This is a genomic window from Streptomyces sp. 3N207, from assembly GCF_052246355.1.
In the GTDB taxonomy this organism is placed as follows: Bacteria; Actinomycetota; Actinomycetes; order Streptomycetales; family Streptomycetaceae; genus Streptomyces.
Genome location: NZ_JBQQBV010000001.1, coordinates 583,156 through 601,191, shown reverse-complemented (window position 1 = coordinate 601,191; position 18,036 = coordinate 583,156). Strand labels below are relative to the sequence as shown.

General features: G+C 69.8%; 13 protein-coding genes. 8 read left to right on the top strand and 5 right to left on the bottom strand.

What is annotated here, in order from left to right; genetic code table 11:
- Nucleotides 1–3 precede the first annotated feature (3 nt).
- The 3 genes from ACTWP9_RS02775 to ACTWP9_RS02765 all read left to right on the top strand — a co-directional run bounded on the left by ACTWP9_RS02775 (nt 4) and on the right by ACTWP9_RS02765 (nt 3,892).
- Entirely contained in the window at nt 4–1,656 is a 1,653-nt protein-coding gene (locus ACTWP9_RS02775; RefSeq protein ID WP_443244288.1) for an NADH-quinone oxidoreductase subunit M, read from the top strand.
- Between the two features lie 5 nt (nt 1,657–1,661).
- The gene (gene nuoN / locus ACTWP9_RS02770; protein WP_443244391.1) at nt 1,662–3,341 is read left to right on the top strand and encodes an NADH-quinone oxidoreductase subunit NuoN; all 1,680 of its coding nucleotides are present in this window, start codon (nt 1,662–1,664) and stop codon (nt 3,339–3,341) included.
- A gap of 167 nt (nt 3,342–3,508) precedes the next feature.
- Nucleotides 3,509–3,892, top strand: a complete 384-nt coding sequence (locus tag ACTWP9_RS02765) for a cupin domain-containing protein (protein WP_443244287.1) — start codon at nt 3,509–3,511, stop codon at nt 3,890–3,892.
- A 157-nt stretch (nt 3,893–4,049) separates the two neighbouring features.
- On the opposite strand, the gene ACTWP9_RS02760 is transcribed toward ACTWP9_RS02765, so the two are convergent.
- Nucleotides 4,050–4,598, bottom strand: coding sequence for a hypothetical protein (locus tag ACTWP9_RS02760; protein ID WP_443244286.1), 549 nt, complete (start codon nt 4,596–4,598; stop codon nt 4,050–4,052).
- Between the two features lie 197 nt (nt 4,599–4,795).
- Here ACTWP9_RS02760 and recQ point away from each other — a divergent pair, with 197 nt between their 5' ends.
- Nucleotides 4,796–6,688 carry a DNA helicase RecQ gene (gene recQ / locus ACTWP9_RS02755; protein ID WP_443244285.1) on the top strand — a complete coding sequence of 631 codons (1,893 nt, stop codon included), beginning with the start codon at nt 4,796–4,798 and terminating at the stop codon, nt 6,686–6,688.
- 204 nt (nt 6,689–6,892) lie between these two features.
- On the opposite strand, the gene fahA is transcribed toward recQ, so the two are convergent.
- Nucleotides 6,893–8,110, bottom strand: coding sequence for a fumarylacetoacetase (gene fahA, locus ACTWP9_RS02750; RefSeq protein ID WP_443244284.1), 1,218 nt, complete (start codon nt 8,108–8,110; stop codon nt 6,893–6,895).
- Between the two features lie 476 nt (nt 8,111–8,586).
- Between fahA and ACTWP9_RS02745 the strand changes: the two genes are divergently transcribed.
- From ACTWP9_RS02745 to ACTWP9_RS02730, 4 genes are all read left to right on the top strand, one after another.
- Entirely contained in the window at nt 8,587–9,600 is a 1,014-nt protein-coding gene (locus ACTWP9_RS02745) for a polyprenyl synthetase family protein (protein WP_443244283.1), read from the top strand.
- 405 nt (nt 9,601–10,005) lie between these two features.
- The gene (locus tag ACTWP9_RS02740; RefSeq protein WP_443244282.1) at nt 10,006–11,274 is read left to right on the top strand and encodes a LolA family protein; all 1,269 of its coding nucleotides are present in this window, start codon (nt 10,006–10,008) and stop codon (nt 11,272–11,274) included.
- Between the two features lie 140 nt (nt 11,275–11,414).
- Entirely contained in the window at nt 11,415–12,365 is a 951-nt protein-coding gene (locus ACTWP9_RS02735; RefSeq protein ID WP_443244281.1) for an ATP-binding cassette domain-containing protein, read from the top strand.
- Nucleotides 12,352–13,329: an ABC transporter permease gene (locus ACTWP9_RS02730; protein WP_443244280.1), complete on the top strand. Its 978-nt coding sequence runs from the start codon at nt 12,352–12,354 to the stop codon at nt 13,327–13,329. The genes ACTWP9_RS02735 and ACTWP9_RS02730 overlap by 14 nt, the downstream gene beginning before the upstream one ends.
- A gap of 56 nt (nt 13,330–13,385) precedes the next feature.
- Here the strand turns inward: ACTWP9_RS02730 and rarD are convergent, their stop codons facing one another.
- The 3 genes from rarD to ACTWP9_RS02715 all read right to left on the bottom strand — a co-directional run bounded on the left by rarD (nt 13,386) and on the right by ACTWP9_RS02715 (nt 17,715).
- Nucleotides 13,386–14,375 (bottom strand): EamA family transporter RarD, encoded by a 990-nt coding sequence (gene rarD / locus ACTWP9_RS02725; protein ID WP_443244279.1) that lies wholly within the window; start codon nt 14,373–14,375, stop codon nt 13,386–13,388.
- A 270-nt stretch (nt 14,376–14,645) separates the two neighbouring features.
- Nucleotides 14,646–15,662, bottom strand: a complete 1,017-nt coding sequence (locus ACTWP9_RS02720) for a 2-oxoacid:ferredoxin oxidoreductase subunit beta (protein WP_443244390.1) — start codon at nt 15,660–15,662, stop codon at nt 14,646–14,648.
- Between the two features lie 124 nt (nt 15,663–15,786).
- Nucleotides 15,787–17,715 (bottom strand): 2-oxoacid:acceptor oxidoreductase subunit alpha, encoded by a 1,929-nt coding sequence (locus tag ACTWP9_RS02715; RefSeq protein ID WP_443244278.1) that lies wholly within the window; start codon nt 17,713–17,715, stop codon nt 15,787–15,789.
- Between the last annotated feature and the right edge of the window lie 321 nt (nt 17,716–18,036).

Genomic DNA, 18,036 nt, shown 5'->3' with positions numbered 1-18,036 from the left:
GCTATGTCATTTCCTCTGCTGACGGTCACGGCAGCGCTGCCCGCCGTCGGGGCCGTTGTCACCGCCGCCGTACCGGCGGCCAAGCGCACCGCCGCGAAGTGGCTGGCGCTGCTGTTCTCGCTGGCCACGCTGGTGCTGGCCGGTGTGGTGCTGGCCCGCTTCGACCCGGACGGCGCCCGCTACCAGCTGACCGAATCCCACGCCTGGATCTCCGACTTCGGGGTCCGCTACGAGCTGGGCGTCGACGGGATCGGCGCCGCGCTGATTGCGCTGACGGCGCTGCTGATCCCGTTCGTCATCGGCGCCGGCTGGCACGATGCCGACCCCGACCCCGACGAGCGGGTCACCAGCCGCTGGCGGCCCACCCAGGGCTTCTTCGCGCTGATCCTGGCCGTCGAGGCGATGGTGCTGATCTCCTTCGCCGCCACCGATGTCTTCCTCTTCTACATCTTCTTCGAGGCCATGCTCATCCCGATGTACTTCCTCATCGGCGGCTTCGGGGACCGGGCGCACGCGGCCGGTGAGGAAGAGGGCGCCAAGCAGCGGTCGTACGCGGCGGTGAAGTTCCTGCTCTACAACCTGGCCGGCGGACTGATCATGCTGGCCGCCGTCATCGGGCTGTTCGTCGTCAGCTCGGACAGCCTGGGCGAGGGCACCTTCTCGCTGCCGGAACTGCTCAGGGCACGGGCGAGCGGCGAGCTGACGATGTCGATGACCACCGAACGGCTGCTGTTCCTCGGCTTCTTCGTCGCTTTCGCCATCAAGGCCCCGCTGTGGCCGCTGCACACCTGGCTGCCCAACGCGATGGGGGAGGCCACGGCGCCGATCGCGGTGCTCATCACGGCGGTCGTCGACAAGGTCGGCACCTTCGCGATGCTCCGCTTCTGCCTGGGCCTGTTCCCGGGCGCCAGCGACTGGGCCACCCCCGTGGTGCTCGGCCTGGCGCTGGTCAGCGTGTTGTACGGGGCGCTGCTGGCGGTCGGCCAGCGGGACATCAAGCGGCTGGTGGCGTACGCCTCCATCTCGCACTTCGGCTTCATCATTCTGGGCATCTTCGCGATGACCAGCCAGGGCCAGGGCGGTGCCACGCTCTACATGGTCTTCCACGGCATCTCGACAGCCGCGCTGATGCTGGTGGCGGGCTTCCTCATCTCGCGCCGCGGCTCGCGTCTGATCGCGGACTACGGCGGAGTGCAGAAGGTCGCACCCGTGCTGGCGGGCACCTTCCTGGTGGGCGGCCTGGCGACGCTCTCGCTGCCGGGACTGGCGCCGTTCGTCAGCGAGTTCCTGGTGCTGGTGGGCACCTACAGCCGCTATCCGGTGGCCGGAATCGTGGCCACCGCCGGGATAATCCTCGCGGCGCTGTACGTGCTGGTCCTCTACCAGCGGACGATGACGGGCCCGGTCCGCAAGCCGGAGATCGAGAGGATGCCGGACCTGAAGGTGCGGGAGCTGGCCGTGGTGGCGCCGCTGGTGGCGCTGCTGATCTTCCTCGGCGTCTTCCCCAAGCCGCTCAGCGAGATCGTGAACCCAGCGGTGGAGCACACCCTTTCGGACGTACAGAAGAAGGATCCCAAGCCGCAGCATCCCGTCGCCGACCACACCGCGTGGTTCGACTACAAGCCGGCTGGACACGGCGGAGGTGACCACGAGTGACAGGCATCGCAGACCTGGCGTCGGCGGGAGGTGCTCCCGGGGCATCCGGCGTCCCCAGCCTGTGGACAGTCGCGGCCGACGCGGGCGAGAAGCTCCAGGCCCCCAGCATCGAGTACGGCAAGCTCTCCCCGGTGCTGATCGTGCTCGGCGCCGCCGCGCTCGGCGTGGTGATCGACGCGTTCGCGCCGCGCAAGGCCCGCTACGGCGCTCAGCTGTTCGTCGCGCTGGCGGGGCTGGCCGCCGCGTTCGCCGCCGTCATCGGCCTGGCGGCCAGCGGCGTCGGCAGCACCAAGGCACAGATCGCCGGTATGGGCGCGCTCGCCATCGACGGGCCGACGCTCTTCCTGCAGGGCACCCTGCTGCTGGTGGGCATCGTGGGGGCCTTCACCTTCGCCGAGCGCAGGCTGGAGCCGTCCGCGCACGGCAGCCGGGTGGACTCCTTCGCCGCGCAGCCCGCCTCGGTGCCCGGCGGTGACGGCGAGCAGCAGGCCGTCAAAGCGGGCTGGACGACCACCGAGGTCTTCCCGCTGCTGATGTTCGCGGTCGGCGGCATGATGCTCTTCCCCGCCGCCAACGACCTGCTGACCCTCTTCATCGCGCTGGAGGTCTTCTCCCTCCCGCTGTACCTGCTGTGCGCGCTGGCCCGCCGCAGGCGGCTGCTGTCCCAGGAGGCGGCGGTCAAGTACTTCCTGCTGGGCGCGTTCTCCTCGGCGTTCCTGCTGTTCGGCACCGCGCTGCTGTACGGCTATGCGGGCACCGTCAACTACTCGGCCATCGCCCGGGTGGTCTCCGGCGCCGACGCCGTCAGCGACCCCGTGCTGGCCGACACGACGGGCAACGACGCGCTGCTGCTGATCGGCGGCGCGCTGGTGGTGATGGGGCTGCTCTTCAAGGTCGGCGCCGTCCCGTTCCACATGTGGACCCCGGACGTGTACCAGGGCGCACCCACGCCGGTGACCGGCTTCATGGCCGCGGCCACCAAGGTGGCAGCCTTCGGCGCGCTGCTGCGGCTGCTGTACGTGGTGCTGCCGGGGCTGCGCTGGGACTGGCGCCCTGTGATGTGGGGCGTGGCGATCCTGACGATGCTCGGCGGCGCCGTGGTGGCCATCACCCAGACGGACATCAAGCGGCTGCTGGCCTACTCCTCCATCGCACACGCCGGCTTCCTGCTGGCAGGTGTCATCGCCACATCGGAGGACGGCATCTCCTCGGTGCTGTTCTATCTGGGCGCCTATTCGTTCGTGACGCTGGGCGCCTTCGCGGTGGTCACTCTGGTGCGGGACGCGGGCGGCGAAGCGACGCATCTGTCCAAGTGGGCGGGGCTGGGGCGGCGGTCGCCGTTGCTGGCCGCGGTATTCGCAGTCTTCCTGCTGGCGTTCGCGGGTATCCCTCTAACGTCCGGTTTCGCGGGGAAGTTCGCGGTGTTCAAGGCGGCGGCCGAAGGCGGAGCGGGCGCGCTGGTCGTGGTCGGTGTGATCGCCTCGGCCATCGCGGCCTTCTTCTACCTGCGGGTCATCGTCCTGATGTTCTTCAGCGAGCCGCAGGCCGACGGGCCGAGCGTGGCGGTACCGAGCGTCATGACGACCTCCGCCATCGCGCTCGGCGTGGTGGTCACGGTCGTGCTCGGTGTGGCGCCGCAGTACTTCCTGGATCTGGCGGGTCAAGCGGGGGTGTTCGTACGGTGATTGCTCAAGGGGCCATGCAACGCACCCGACCGGCTTGCCGTTCCGCGTCGTAGATGTCGGTCGCAATGCTCACCAAGAGGCCGCCAGAGACCCACGAGAGGGACTCTGGCGGCCTCTTGTGAGGTAACGGTGACAACAAGTGCGCTGAAACGGTAGGAATTTCTGGCATGGGTTGTGTGATTCTCCGCCGTGAGAACGGCGGTTACGAGGGGAAGCAAGGCGGGATCTTCACCGAGGGGGTATCCGCCGAGTCGGTGGGTGCGAAGGGACTGTGTTTGCACGTTCTGCACATCCCTGCGAACTCCCGGGGTGAGCCCCATCTGCACGCGGGCCACGAGTCGGCGATATACGTCGTCAGCGGCGCGCACGAGATCTGGCACGGGGAGGACCTCTCGAACCGCGACACCCTCCACCCGGGCGACATGGTCTACGTCCCGGCGAACATGCCGCACATGCCGGTCACCGGCGAGGAACCCGTCACCGTCGTGGTGGCGCGCACCGATCCCAACGAGCAGGAGTCGGTGCATCTGCTCTCGCCGCGCGATCCCTGAAGAGAGGCTCGCGACAGAAAAGTTCCCCCAGGTTAGCGCAGACGTGGTCCCCGCAGTTCTGGGTCCTTCGTGGGCACGCTGCCACAACCCTCCGGGGCTTTCGCCGCGCACACCCGCAAGTCCCGGGGGCGCGGCGCGCCACGTCACACCCTCGGGCTCAGTTCCCGGGGTACTCCCGCACCTTGCCGGGCTCCTCGGTGACCTTCTTGAGCTTGTCCTTGAGGCCGGGTACGTCACCCAGCTCGCGGGGGTCCTTGGGCAGCTTCGCGGGCGCCTTCGCGATCTTGGTGTAGGTGTCGGTGCTGCCGCCGTTCCAGGCGATCTTCAGCGTCTTGGCCGACACCTTCTCGACCTTGCCGTTGGTGCGCTCCTCGCCGACGCCGGCGGGGCACTTGAGCATGAGGGATTTGTCGGCGCCCGACTTCATGATGTGGCCGTCGCACATCTTCTTGTCCCGCAGCAGGGACACCGCGTCGCCGACGACGGTCAGCGTCAGCTTCTCGCCTTCAGCCTGCCCCGACCACACGCCGGGCAGCTCCGCCTTGCCCGCGGGCTGCTCGCTCGGGGTGGGCCCGGCCGACTTCTTCCCGTCCGCCTTGGACTTCTCGTCCTTCTTGCCGTCGTCGCTGCTGCCGCAGCCGCTCACCAGGAGCGCGATCGCCGCCGCCGCGGCCATTGCCCCCGTCATCCGCGCTGACGTGCGCACTTCCCCTCCTCGTTTGCCGTGCCCCGGTTCGTTCGTTCCGCAGGGTCACGACAACCTAGCAGGGCAGTGTGGCCGCCCGGTCGGGCCGGTCCCGGACGCGGCCCGGGCGCAGGTCGGCGCCCGAGTGCGAAGTGGCGGCGGGCCTTCCTCCACAGACCCGGCCACCGATGTCAGCGGCGCCGCCTATCGTGGCGGGCATGCTTCAGGAGAGTGCCGAGGGATCCGGCGGGGCGTCCGAGACGGCGGCGCTGCGCGTACTGCGCAGGGTCTTCGGCTACGACGCGTTCCGCGGCCAGCAGGAAGCCGCCATCGAGCACGTCATCCGCGGTGGTGACGCGGTCGTGCTGATGCCGACCGGCGGCGGCAAGTCACTCTGCTATCAGATCCCGGCCCTGGTCAGACCGGGTACGGGCGTCGTGATCTCTCCCCTCATCGCTCTGATGCAGGACCAGGTGGACGCGCTGCGGGCGCTGGGCGTACGCGCCGGGTTCATCAACTCCACGCTCGACTTCGACCAGCGGCGGGTGGTGGAGGCCGAGTTCCTGGCGGGCGAGCTGGACCTGCTCTACATCGCCCCCGAGCGGCTGCGCCTGGAGGCGACGACGGGGCTGCTGGAGCGCGGCAAGGTGTCGGTCTTCGCGATCGACGAGGCGCACTGTGTCGCTCAATGGGGTCACGATTTCCGCCCCGACTATCTGAACCTGTCGCTGCTCGGCGAGCGCTGGCCCGACGTTCCGCGTATCGCGCTGACGGCCACCGCGACCCGCGCCACCCACCGCGAGATCGTCCAGCGGCTCGGGCTGGACGGGGCGCGTGACTTCGTCGCCAGCTTCGACCGGCCCAATGTCCAGTACCGCATCGTGCCCAAGCGCGACCCGAAGAAGCAGCTGCTGCGCTTCCTCAAGGACGAGCACCAGGGCGACGCGGGCATCGTCTACTGCCTGTCGCGGAACGCGGTCGAGCGCACTGCCCGGTTCCTGTGCGACAACGGCATCGAGGCGGTGCCGTACCACGCGGGGCTGGACGCGGGCACCCGTGCCGCGCATCAGTCGCGTTTTCTGCGTGAGGAGGGCCTGGTCGTGGTGGCCACCATCGCCTTCGGCATGGGCATCGACAAGCCGGACGTGCGCTTCGTCGCCCACCTCGACCTGCCCAAGTCGGTCGAGGGCTACTACCAGGAGACCGGCCGCGCCGGGCGCGACGGCCAGCCGTCGACCGCCTGGCTCGCCTACGGCCTCCAGGACGTCGTCCAGCAGCGCAAGCTGATCGAGAACGGCGAGGGCGATCCGGCCTTCCAGCGCCGGGCACGAACGCATCTGGACGCGATGCTCTCGCTGTGCGAGACGGTCCGCTGCCGGCGCGGGCAGCTGCTCGCCTACTTCGGCCAGCAGCCCGAGGAGGGCGCCGCGGACACCTCGTGCGGCAACTGCGACACCTGTCTGACCCCGCCCGAATCGTGGGACGGGACCGTACCTGCGCAGAAGGTGCTCTCCGCCGTCGTACGGCTCAAGAGGGAGCGTGGCCAGAAGTTCGGTTCGGGCCAGCTGGTGGACATCCTGCTGGGCCGCAGAACCGCCAAGGTCATCCAGTTCGACCACGACGCGCTGTCGGTCTTCGGTATCGGCACCGAGCTGGGCGAGGCCGAATGGCGCGGCGTCATCCGCCAGTTGATCGCCCAGGGCCTGCTGGAGATCGAGGGCGAGCACGGCACGCTGGTGCTCACCGACGCGAGCGCCACAGCGCTGCGCGGCGAGCGGGAGGTGCGGCTGCGCAAGGACCCGGCGCCGGTGAAGGCGCCCCGCCAGCGCGAAGCCGAGGGTACGCGCTCGCGGGGCGGGGCCGGGAAGAGCGCCGCCCCCGTGGACCTCCCCGAGGAGGCCCAGCCGGTCTTCGAGACCCTCCGCGCCTGGCGCACCGAGCAGGCGCGGGAACAGGGCGTCCCGCCGTACTTCGTCTTCCACGACGCGACGCTCCGCGAGATCGCCGTCCGCCGCCCTGGCACCCTCGCGGAGCTCGGTGACGTCGCAGGCGTCGGCGAGAGGAAGCTCGCGACTTACGGGGAGGGGGTGCTGGCCGCACTCGCGGGCTAAGCCCTCCCGGGGGGCTGCGCTTGCCCACCCTGCGCCCCTGGCGCAGACTGCCCAAGCGCAGCAAGGAGGAGAGCGACCGCGCCCCGTCAGGGGCGCGGGGAACTGCGCGACAAGCCACAACACACCCGTAGGCCGCGGACGACGGACAGGGGCACCCCCTCCCCGGCACAGGGAGAGGGGGCACCCATCAGGCGTCGCCCTCACTTATGCGCTGGGCTCCACCCTCCCGCGCACCTCTCCCAGTCCGACCCGGCCCCCGCCAGGCCCCGGCGCCCAAGCGGTCAGCGTCACCTCGTCACCGTCTGCCAGAAAGGCCCGCTCGCCCTCAGGAAGGGCGAGCGGCTCGCGCCCGCCCCAGGTCAGCTCCAGCAGGGAGCCGCGCTGCCTGTGCTCGGGGCCGCTCACGGTGCCGGACGCATACAGGTCACCCGTACGCAGCGAAGCACCGTTCACCGTCAAATGCGCCAGCTGCTGCGCCGCCGTCCAGTACATCGCGGCGAACGGCGGCTCCGCGATGACGTGCCCGTTCAGCTCCACCGTGATCCGCAGGTCGAACCCGCCGGGCTCGATCCCCTCCGCCGAGTCGTCCAGATACGGCAGCAGCGGGAAGTCCCGCTGCGGGGGCGCCACCCGGGCGGCGTCCAGTGCCTCCAGCGGGGTGACCCACGGCGAGACGGAGGTGGCGAAGGACTTGCCCAGGAAGGGCCCCAGCGGCACGTACTCCCATGCCTGGAGGTCCCGCGCCGACCAGTCGTTCAGCAGCGTCACCCCGAACACATGGTCGCGGAACCCGGCCAGCCCCACCGGGCGGCCCAGCTCGCTCGGGGTGCCGACGACGAAGCCGACCTCCGCCTCGATGTCCAGCCGCTGCGAGGGGCCGAAGACGGGCAGCGGCTCCTTCGGGGGCTTGCGCTGCCCCTGGGGGCGCACCACGGGCGTGCCGGAGACGACGACGGTGCCCGCACGCCCGTGGTAACCGATCGGGAGGTGCTTCCAGTTGGGGGTGAGTGCGTCACCGTCGGGGCGGAAGATCCGGCCGACGTTGGTGGCGTGGTGCTCGCTGGCGTAGAAGTCGACGTAGTCGGCGACCTCGAACGGGAGATGGAGCTGTACGCCGGACAGCGGCAGCAGATGGCGTGCCGTGGTCTCGCGGTGCGCGTCGTCGGTCAGCCAGCCGTGCAGTTGGCTGCGCACCTCCTGCCAGACGGGCCGGCCGGCGGCCAGCAGCGGGTTGAGCGAGGGCGCTCGCAGCACGTCGGCATGGGCGGAGCCGAACGTGGCGGCGGCCGAACCCAGGTCGAGCACGTCGTCGCCGAACCGGACACCGAGCCGGCGGTGGCCGGGCCGGTCCGGGGTGCTGAAGAGGCCATACGGAAGGTTGTCCGGGCCGAAGAGGGCACTGTCACGGGCACTGTCACTCATGAGGGTCAGGTTATGTGCCGGGTGCCTGCCCTGGCGCTACCCGTTTCCGCGAAAGACCGGTCTCTGCGGGGGAGTCGGCCGGCCCCGCCGCACGGAGTCCGTCGGCGCTTCCGGTCGGAGCCCGACGGCTTCTCCCGCGTCGGGTTTCTCCGTATAACGCGCCCGATGCGCGACTTGCCCCAGGTCCGGGATATACCGGCATGGCGCGACAAGAGTGGTCTGCTGGGCGGGCGCCGACCGTGATCGTTATGTGACCGGTTACGCTGCCACAGGAGGGTGCACTCGTGGGACGGGTGACATCCGGCCAGGAAGATGTGAATCGGACACCAGCAGCAGACACCACCAGCGAAGCAGACACACCAGCGGCGGCGCCGCCGGCGCCACCAGCACCACCAGCAGCACCACCAGCGACACCGGTAGACGCCGAGAAGACCCGCTACCCGTTCGTTCCACGTACGCAGACAGGAGTACCCCTCGTGACCGTCGTCGGGCCCTTCGGGCTGAGCGTGCGGGACCAGGCTGTCGAAGCCGATGTCCTGGCCGGGTTGGCGGCCGTCGAGGAGGGCCTCATCGAGGCCACCAAGAGCGACGTGCCCTTCATAACGGAGGCGGCGCAGCACCTCGTGCGGGCCGGCGGCAAACGGTTTCGGCCACTGCTGGTGATGCTCGGCGCCCAGTTCGGCGATCCGCACGCGCCCGGCGTCGTCCCCGCCGCGGTGGTCGTCGAGCTGACCCACCTCGCCACGCTCTACCACGACGACGTGATGGACGAGGCCGATGTGCGGCGCGGGGTGCCCAGCGCCAACGCCAACTGGGACAACTCGGTCGCCGTCCTCACCGGTGACTTCCTCTTCTCCCGGGCCTCGCACATACTGGCCGACCTCGGCCCGGAAGCGGTCCGAATCCAGGCCCAGGCGTTCGAACGGCTGGTCACCGGCCAGATCTTGGAGACCGCGGGCCCTGCCGACGGCCACGACGCCATCGACCACTACCTCGAAGTGATCGCGGGCAAGACCGGCTCGCTGATCGCCGTCGCGGGCCGCTTCGGCGCCATGATGTCCGGCGCCGACGAGCGGACCGTCTCGGTGCTCACCCAGTACGGCGAGCGCATCGGTGTCGCCTTCCAGCTCGCCGACGACGTCCTCGACATCGCCAGCGACGAGCACGAGTCCGGCAAGACCCCGGGCACCGACCTGCGGGAGGGCATCGCCACCCTGCCGGTGCTCTATCTGCGCGCGCGTGCGGCGAGCCCGGACGCGACCCGCGAGGACCGTGAGCTGTGCGCCCTGCTCGACGGGGACCTCACCGACGACGGGCGGCTCACCGAGGCGCTGGCCGCGCTGCGCGCCCACCCCGCGCTGGAGCAGGCCCGCCGCGCCACCGTCCGGTACGCCGACGAGGCCCGCGAGATGCTGGCTCCGCTGCCCGACAACCCCGCCAAGGCCGCGCTGTCCGGCCTGTGCACAGCGGTGGTGGACCGGGCGGGCTGACGCCGGTAGGTCCGTAGGCATGTAGGTCCCTGGCCCCGTAGGCTCGTATGCCCGTGGGCATGTAGGTCCGTAGTCATCGTCGCCTCGTACGGCTTGTCTCGTACGGCTTGCATTGTGCTCTTTGCCTCGTGCCCTTGTGCGTCCGTTCTCCGGTGCTGCGGGCGAACTTCGATGTGTCCGTGACGAGATGAGCCCCGAGTGGCCCTCGCATCCGACCAACCCGAAGGCGGAGGGGCGTCATCCCGAGGGAGTAGCGGAATGTGCCTCCGTCGGCTGACGCGGTATAGCGCGGGATTTGATGCCATGGAAGCACCCACCCCACACCGATTCGGGTGAGAATGGCGGCGAGGGGTGGACGAGTGCGACCCATGGAGCCGCCGCCGAGCACGGAGGTAGGACAGACAGATGGCACAGATCCAACCGAGGAACCCCCGGCACAAGGCGGCCCGGTACGGCGTACCGGTCGCCGTTGCCGGGGTCGCCGCCGCGACCGTCGGCCTGGTGCCCGCGCTCGCCAGCTCCGGCGATCCTGACCTGCCGAAGGTCAGCGCGGAGGAGCTGGTCGCCAAGGTGGCCAAGTCCGACGTCGACCACATGTCCGGCACAGTCAAAGTGAGCACCGACCTCGGCCTGCCCTCCCTGCCCGGAGGCGGGGGCGGCAGTGGGGGCGGCGGCTTCGGAGGCGGGCCGCACGCTTCCGGTGAGGGTGAGGGTGGAGGTGAAGGCAAGGACAGCAAGGGAGACGCCTCCCCGAGCAAGAAGCTGTCCGAGCTGGCCTCCGGGGAGCACACGCTCCGCTTCGCCGCGGACGGTCCCGACAAACAGCGCGTCTCGATCATGGAGAACGCGGCCGAGTACAGCCTCGTCCACAACGGGCGCGACCTGTGGGCGTACGACAGCGGCAGCAACACCGCCTGGCACAAGAAGGCGCCCAAGGACGCGCATCCCACGGACGCGCACGGCAAGTCCGCCCAGCGGTGGAAGGGCGAGAAGCCCGACGCGGTCACCCCGCAGCAGGCTGCGAAGCAGGCGCTCAAGGCGGTCGGCAAGTCCACCTCCGTGACCGTCGACGGGACCGCGAAGGTTGCCGGGCGCGACGCCTACCAGCTGGTCATCAAGCCCAAGGGCGCGTCGGACTCCACCGTCGAATCTGTTCGCATAGCCGTGGACGCGGACAACGGCGTGCCGCTCAGGTTCACCCTCAACCCGAAGGACGGTGACAAGCCTGCCGTCGATGTGGCGTACACGAAGGTGGACTTCGGCAAGCCCGACGCGAGCAGCTTCGACTTCACCCCGCCCAAGGGCACCAAGGTCACCGAGGCCAAGCCGCACGAGTCGGCCGGCGGCAGCGACCGACGTGGCCCCGAGGGGCTCGACGGGCTCTCGGGCTCGGGTCTGGAGGTCGTCAACAAGTCCGCGAGCGACTGGAACAAGGTCGCCAGGCTCGACACCGGGATGCCCGGCGGGCTCGGCGGTCAGAAGTCCGGCGATGCCGACTCCACGAAGCTGCTGGACCGCTTCACCGACGAGGTCAAGGGCGACTTCGGCACCGGACGGGTCTTCAGCACCCGCCTGGTGAACGCCCTGATGACCGACGACGGCAAGGTCTACGTCGGAGCCGTCACCAAGGACGGCCTGATCAAGGCCGCCAACCAGGACAGGGCTGCCAAGTAGCAGCGGCCATGGAGTAGCACGGCTGGAGTAGTAGCGCAGCCACGTGGCAGCGGCAGCCAGTAGCAGCCACGTGGCGGCAGTCAGCTGGCACGGCGCCCGACCGGGCGGCGGCCGACGAGGAAGGACAGGGAAGGGGGCCTATGACGGAGCCGACCGCCGTAACGGGGGATGACAGCGCGGTGATCTCGACCCAAGGGCTCACCAAGCGCTACCGCGGCGGTCAGCTCGCCGTCGACTCCCTCGATCTGTCCGTCCCGCGCGGCAGCGTCTTCGGCTTCCTCGGGCCCAACGGCTCGGGCAAGACCACCACCATCCGGATGCTGCTCGGCCTCATCGAACCCACCGGCGGCACAGCTCATCTGCTGGGCGAGCCGATGCCGGGCTCGGTCCGGCGGGTGCTGCCCAGGGTGGGCGCCCTCATCGAGGGTCCGGCGCTCTACGGGTTCCTCTCCGGGCGGGAGAACCTGCTGCGCTACGACGCGGCCGACCCCCGTACCCGCCCGGCCCGGGTGGACCGGGCGCTGGAACGCGTGGGGCTCGCGGCAGCCGCGGGCAAGAAGGCGCGGGCCTACTCGCTGGGCATGAAGCAGCGCCTGGGCCTGGCCGCCGCGCTGCTCCAGCCGCGCGAGCTGCTCGTCCTGGACGAGCCGACCAACGGGCTCGACCCGCAGGGCATGCGGGAGATCCGTTCGCTGGTACGGGAGTTGGCGGGCGACGGCAGCACCGTCTTCCTCTCCTCCCATCTGCTGGACGAGATCGAACAGGTCTGCACCCATACGGCCGTCATGCACCGCGGCCGGCTCGTCACCCAGGGAACCGTCGCCCAGATGTCGGCGGGCGCCCGCGGCAGGCTGGCCGTCACCACCCCCGATCCGGGCGAGGCCGCCCGGGTGCTGAAGGAGCACGGGGTGGCCGACCTGATCACCGACGGGGAAGAGCTGACCGGCGACCCGCCGCCGGGCGATCTCGCCGAGCTCAACGCGGCGCTCGTCCGGGCCGGCGTCCGGGTCCGCGCCTTCGGCGTGCAGCGTGCTTCGCTGGAGGACGTGTTCGTCTCACTCACCGGGGAGGGCTTCGATGTCGCAGGCTGAGACGGCTGAGACGGCTGAGACGGCTGAGACGGCTGAGACGGCTGAGACGGCGGAGTCGGCTGGGACGGTGGAGTCGGCTGGGACGGCGTACGGCGAACGCTCGGTGGTGGCCCCTCGCGCCGTCGGCGCGCTGTGGTCGTTGGGGCTGTTCCGCAGCGAACTGCTCGTCACCTTCCGGCGGTGGCGCACCCTGGCGCTGCTGGCCGTGCTGGCGGCCGTGCCGGTGCTGGTGGGCATCGCGGTGAAGGTCGAGACCAGCGACGGCGGCTCGGTCGGCGACGGTGGGGGAGAGGGCCCGGCGTTCATCTCCCAGATCACCAACAACGGGCTGTTCCTGGTCTTCACCTCGCTGGCCGCCACGCTGCCGTTCTTCTTGCCGATGACGGTCGGCGTGGTGGCAGGGGACGCCGTGGCGGGAGAGGCCAGTGCGGGCACCTTGCGCTATCTCCTGGTGGCTCCGGCAGGCCGTACCCGGCTGCTGCTGGCGAAGCTGACCACGGTGGTGGTCTTCTGTCTGGCGGCGACCCTGACGGTGGCCGTCTCCGCGCTGGTGACCGGTGCGCTGCTCTTCCCCACCGGAGAGGTCACCCTGCTGTCCGGCACCACCGTCTCCTTCGGCGAGGGGCTGCTCCGCGCCTTGGCCATCGCCGCGGTGGTCGCCCTCAGCCTGCTCGGTCTGGCGGCACTCGGCCTGTTCGTGTCGACCCTCACCAACAGCGGTATCGCCGCCATGGCCGCCACGGTGGGACTGCTGATCACGGTGCAGATCATCAACACCATCCCGCAGCTGGACGAGTTCCACCCGTTCCTGTTCCCCAACTACTGGCTGAGCTTCGCCGACGTGTTGCGGGACCCGGTCTACTGGGACGACATCCTGAAGAACCTGGGCCTCCAGGCCCTGTACGCAGCCGTTTTCGGCTCCGCGGCCTGGGCCCGGTTCAACAACCGCGATGTGACGGCATAGGGCGTGTCCTGACGGATCTTGCCCGGCCCCTCTCCCGATCCGGCACGGGGTGCCTCTTACCGTTCGGCCGGCCCCGCGACGGGCGACTCCGCGGCAGCGGCCTCCGCGGCACTGGCGGCCTCCTCGCGGGCGCGCTCGGCGGCGGCCCGCAACTCGACCCGACCCCGCCGCGCCGTACGGAGGGCGTCCCAGGTGAGGATCGTGAGGGCCACCCACACCAGGCCGAACCCGGCCCACCGCTCCGGCGGCATCTCCTCGTGGAAGACAGTGAGGCCCAGGACGAACATGAAGGCCGGGGCCAGATACTGGAGCAGCCCGATGGTGGACAGCGGGAGCCGCACGGCGGCGCTGCCGAAGAAGATCAGCGGCAGTGCGGTGGCCACCCCGGCGCAGGCCAGCAGCAGCGCATTGCCGAGCCCGCCGGACGTGAACGACGACTCGCCACGCGAGCCGAGGTAGATCAGGAAGCCGAGCGCGGGCAGGAACTGCACCGCGGTCTCCGCGCTGAAGCCCTCCACACCGTCCAGCTTCACATGTTTCTTGATCAGCCCGTACGTCGCGAAGCTGAACGCCAGGCAGAGGGAGAGCCAGGGCAGCTTGCCGTAGGCGACGGTCATCACGACCACAGCGGTGGCACCGATAGCGACGGCCGCCCACTGCGCGACGCGCAGCCGCTCCCGTAGCAGCAGAACGCCGAAGGCTATGGAGACCAGGGGGTTGATGAAGTAGCCGAGGGAGGATTCGAGCACCCGGTCGGCGGCGACGGCCCAGATGAAGAGCCCCCAGTTGAGGGAGATGACGGCCGAGGCCAGCACCACCATTCCCAGCTTCTTCGGCTGGCGCACCAACGCGCTCACCCATGACCAGCGGCGCAGCAGCGCGACGATCACCAGCGCTGTCGGCAGCGACCAGAGCATGCGGTGGGCGAGCACCTCTCCGGCACCGGTGTCGGAGAGCGCGTGCCAGTACAGAGGCAGCAGGCCCCACATCCCGTACGCCGCGAAGCCGAACAGCAGCCCCGTGCGCTGTGTACTCGGTGTCTGCATGACCCTCCCTGCCTTCTGTCCCGACTGCCCCGGCTGCCTCGGCTGTTCCGACTGCCTCGGCTGTTCCGACTGTCCCGGATGTGATGTGCACCGGCTCCTCGAAAGGTAACGGAGGCACCCTCACTTGTCATTCCCGTTCCCATTTATGGTCCTGTCGCCCGGCAGCCGGCTTCGGAGAGGACCGACGACGCACAAGACGACGCACGAGACCGGGACGACGCACACGGGCCCGGCACCCAGAGGTGCCGGGCCCGTGTCATGGGCGAGGCGTCAGCCGACGACTGTCCAGGTGTCGTTGCCGTGCAGCAGCGCGGACAGGTCGCCCTTGCCGTTCTGTTCGACGGCGCGTTCCAACTGGTCGGCCATCTCCGTGTCGTAGACCGGACGCCGCACGTCACGCAGCACCCCGATGGGGGTGTGATGCAGCGTGTCCGGGTCGGCCAGCCGGGAGAGGGCGAACGCGTTGGTCGGCGAGGCGGCCTGGGCGTCGTGCACCAGCACCTCGGCGGTGCCCTCTTCGCGGACGTCCACGATCCGCAGATCGCCGGTGGCCCGGTCGCGGACCACGCCCTGGGAGCCGAGGCCGTCCTCCGCGGGGGCGCCGAAGCGGATCGGCTCACCCTGCTCCAGCCGGATCACGGCCTCCTGCGCCTGCTCATTCTCCTTGAGGGCATCGAAAGCGCCGTCGTTGAAGATGTTGCAGTTCTGGTAGATCTCCACCAGCGCCGAGCCCGGGTGGTCGGCGGCGGCCCGCAGCACGCTGGTGAGGTGCTTGCGGTCCGAGTCGACCGTACGGGCCACGAACGACGCCTCGGCGCCCAGCGCCAGCGACACCGGATTGAACGGCGCGTCCAGCGAACCCATCGGCGTCGACTTGGTGATCTTCCCGGCCTCCGACGTCGGGCTGTACTGGCCCTTGGTCAGCCCGTAGATCCGGTTGTTGAACAGCAGGATCTTCAGGTTCACATTGCGCCGCAGCGCGTGGATCAGATGGTTGCCGCCGATGGAGAGCGCGTCCCCGTCACCGGTCACCACCCACACGCTCAGATCACGCCGCGAGGCCGCCAGCCCGGTGGCGATCGCCGGGGCGCGACCGTGGATGGAGTGCATCCCGTAGGTGTTCATGTAGTACGGGAAGCGGGAGGAGCAGCCGATACCGGAGACGAAGACGATGTTCTCCTTCGCCAGCCCCAGCTCCGGCATGAACCCCTGGACGGCCGCCAGTACGGCGTAGTCGCCGCAGCCGGGGCACCAGCGCACCTCCTGGTCGGACTTGAAGTCCTTCATCGACTGCTTGCCGACCGCCTTGGGCACCAGCGACAGCGCCTCGGACGTGGGAGCCGATGTGGGGGACGCGGGGGAACCGTTCTGCTGGGCCCGGGCGGTCTCCGGAGCGAGACCGGAGGACGTCTCAGCCATGTGTGATGGCCTCCTTGAGTGCGGTCGCGAGCTGCTCGGCCTTGAAGGGCAGGCCGCGGACCTGCGTATACGACTGTGCGTCGACCAGGTATCGGGCGCGGATCAGAGTGGCGAGCTGGCCGAGGTTCATCTCCGGGATGACGACCTTCTCGTAGCGCCGCAGCACCTCACCGAGATTCTGCGGGAACGGGTTGAGGTGCCGCAGATGCGCCTGCGCGATCTCGTCCCCGGCCTTGCGGATCCGCCGCACGGCGGCGGTGATGGGCCCGTACGTCGAACCCCAGCCCAGCACCAGCAGCCGGGCGTTCCCGCCGGGATCGCTGACCTCCACGTCCGGCACCTCGACGCCGTCCACCTTGGCCTGGCGGGTACGGACCATGAAGTCGTGGTTGGCCGGGTCGTAGGAGATGTTGCCGGTGCCGTCCTGCTTCTCGATGCCGCCGATGCGGTGTTCGAGCCCCGGCGTGCCCGGCACCGCCCACGGCCGGGCCAGGGTGTGCGGGTCGCGCTTGTACGGCCAGAAGACCTCGGTGCCGTCGTCCAGCTCGTGGTTGGGCCCGGAGGCGAACTGCGTCCGCAGATCGGGCAGCTCGTCCACCTCGGGGATCCGCCAGGGCTCGGACCCGTTGGCCAGGTAACCGTCCGAAAGGAGGAACACCGGCGTCCGGTAGGTGAGCGCGATCCGGGCCGCGTCCAGCGCCGCCGTGAAGCAGTCGGCCGGGGTGGCGGGCGCCACGATCGGCACCGGCGCCTCGCCGTTGCGCCCGTACATCGCCTGGAGCAGGTCGGCCTGCTCCGTCTTGGTCGGCAGTCCCGTGGAAGGGCCGCCGCGTTGGATGTCGATGATCAGCAGCGGCAGCTCCAGCGAGACCGCCAGGCCGATCGTCTCCGACTTGAGCGCCACGCCGGGCCCCGAAGTGGTGGTGACCGCCAGCGAGCCCCCGAAGGCTGCACCGAGCGCAGCACCGATGCCCGCGATCTCGTCCTCGGCCTGGAAGGAGCGCACCCCGAAGTTCTTGTGCTTGCTCAGCTCGTGCAGCACATCGGAGGCCGGGGTGATCGGGTACGAGCCGAGGAAGAGCGGCAGGTCCGCTTGCTGAGACGCGGCGATCAGTCCGTAAGACAGCGCGAGGTTGCCGGAAATGTTCCGGTACGTCCCCGGAGGGAAGGCGCTGGAAGCGGGCGCGACCTCGTAGGAGACCGCGAAGTCCTCCGTCGTCTCGCCGAAGTTCCACCCGGCGCGGAACGCCGTGATGTTCGCCTCGGCCACCGTCGGCTTCTTCGCGAACTTCGACCGCAGGAACGCCTCGGTCTGCTCGGTCGGCCTGTTGTACATCCACGACAGCAGGCCCAGCGCGAACATGTTCTTCGACCGCCCGGCCTCCTTGCGGCCCAGGTCGTATTCCTTGAGTGCCTCGACGGTCAGTGTCGTCAGCGGGACCGGATGCACGCTGTAGCCGTCCAGCGAGCCGTCCTCCAGCGGACTGGCGTCGTAGCCGACCTTCGCCATCGCCCGCTTGGTGAACTCATCCGTGTTCACGATGATCTCGGCGCCCCGCGGCACGTCCGCGATGTTCGCCTTCAGCGCCGCCGGGTTCATCGCGACCAGCACGTTCGGCGCGTCACCCGGGGTGAGGATGTCGTGGTCGGCGAAGTGCAGCTGGAAGCTGGAGACGCCCGGCAGGGTGCCCGCGGGGGCACGGATCTCCGCCGGGAAGTTCGGCAGCGTCGACAGGTCGTTGCCGAACGAGGCCGTCTCGGATGTGAAGCGGTCTCCGGTGAGCTGCATACCGTCGCCGGAGTCTCCCGCGAACCGGATGATGACCCGGTCCAGGCGCCGGACCTCCTTGTCCTGTCCGCTGTCCTGGCCCCCCACGGGGCCGGACTGATGCCCGGCTGGGCTACTGACCTGACTGGTCACGTTGGATCGGACCTCCCTCAAGGCGGCGGCTCGCCTGCCATCGTACGTCGCTAAGGGTTGCCTTCCCGCGGCTGTTCCCATCGTGGACAGATTTCTGAGACACCTAAGGCACCAGAGCTACCTGAGGCGTCTGTGCGCGCCTTAGGACCCACGGTCCGCCCCTCCCCTGGAGGGCTCCTCAAACCAGCCCTGCCGCAGTCACCCCCCGTAAAGCGCCCTCACTGCTCGCCTCTATTCCCCGTTATGCCCCGGCGTCCCGAGCCGTCCCTCGCCGCCCCCCCGGGCGTGGCTTGCCCGAGCCGCGGAGAGCCTGCGGAGAAT

Bases quoted from the DNA above. Each gene is read 5' to 3' on its own strand.
- ACTWP9_RS02775 (WP_443244288.1), top strand. From the start codon at position 4: ATGTCATTTCCTCTGCTGACGGTCACGGCAGCGCTGCCCGCCGTCGGG.
- ACTWP9_RS02765 (WP_443244287.1), top strand. From the start codon at position 3,509: ATGGGTTGTGTGATTCTCCGCCGTGAGAACGGCGGTTACGAGGGGAAG.
- recQ (WP_443244285.1), top strand. From the start codon at position 4,796: ATGCTTCAGGAGAGTGCCGAGGGATCCGGCGGGGCGTCCGAGACGGCG.
- fahA (WP_443244284.1), bottom strand. From the start codon at position 8,110: ATGAGTGACAGTGCCCGTGACAGTGCCCTCTTCGGCCCGGACAACCTT.
- ACTWP9_RS02740 (WP_443244282.1), top strand. From the start codon at position 10,006: ATGGCACAGATCCAACCGAGGAACCCCCGGCACAAGGCGGCCCGGTAC.
- ACTWP9_RS02735 (WP_443244281.1), top strand. From the start codon at position 11,415: ATGACGGAGCCGACCGCCGTAACGGGGGATGACAGCGCGGTGATCTCG.
- ACTWP9_RS02730 (WP_443244280.1), top strand. From the start codon at position 12,352: ATGTCGCAGGCTGAGACGGCTGAGACGGCTGAGACGGCTGAGACGGCT.
- rarD (WP_443244279.1), bottom strand. From the start codon at position 14,375: ATGCAGACACCGAGTACACAGCGCACGGGGCTGCTGTTCGGCTTCGCG.
- ACTWP9_RS02720 (WP_443244390.1), bottom strand. From the start codon at position 15,662: ATGAAGGACTTCAAGTCCGACCAGGAGGTGCGCTGGTGCCCCGGCTGC.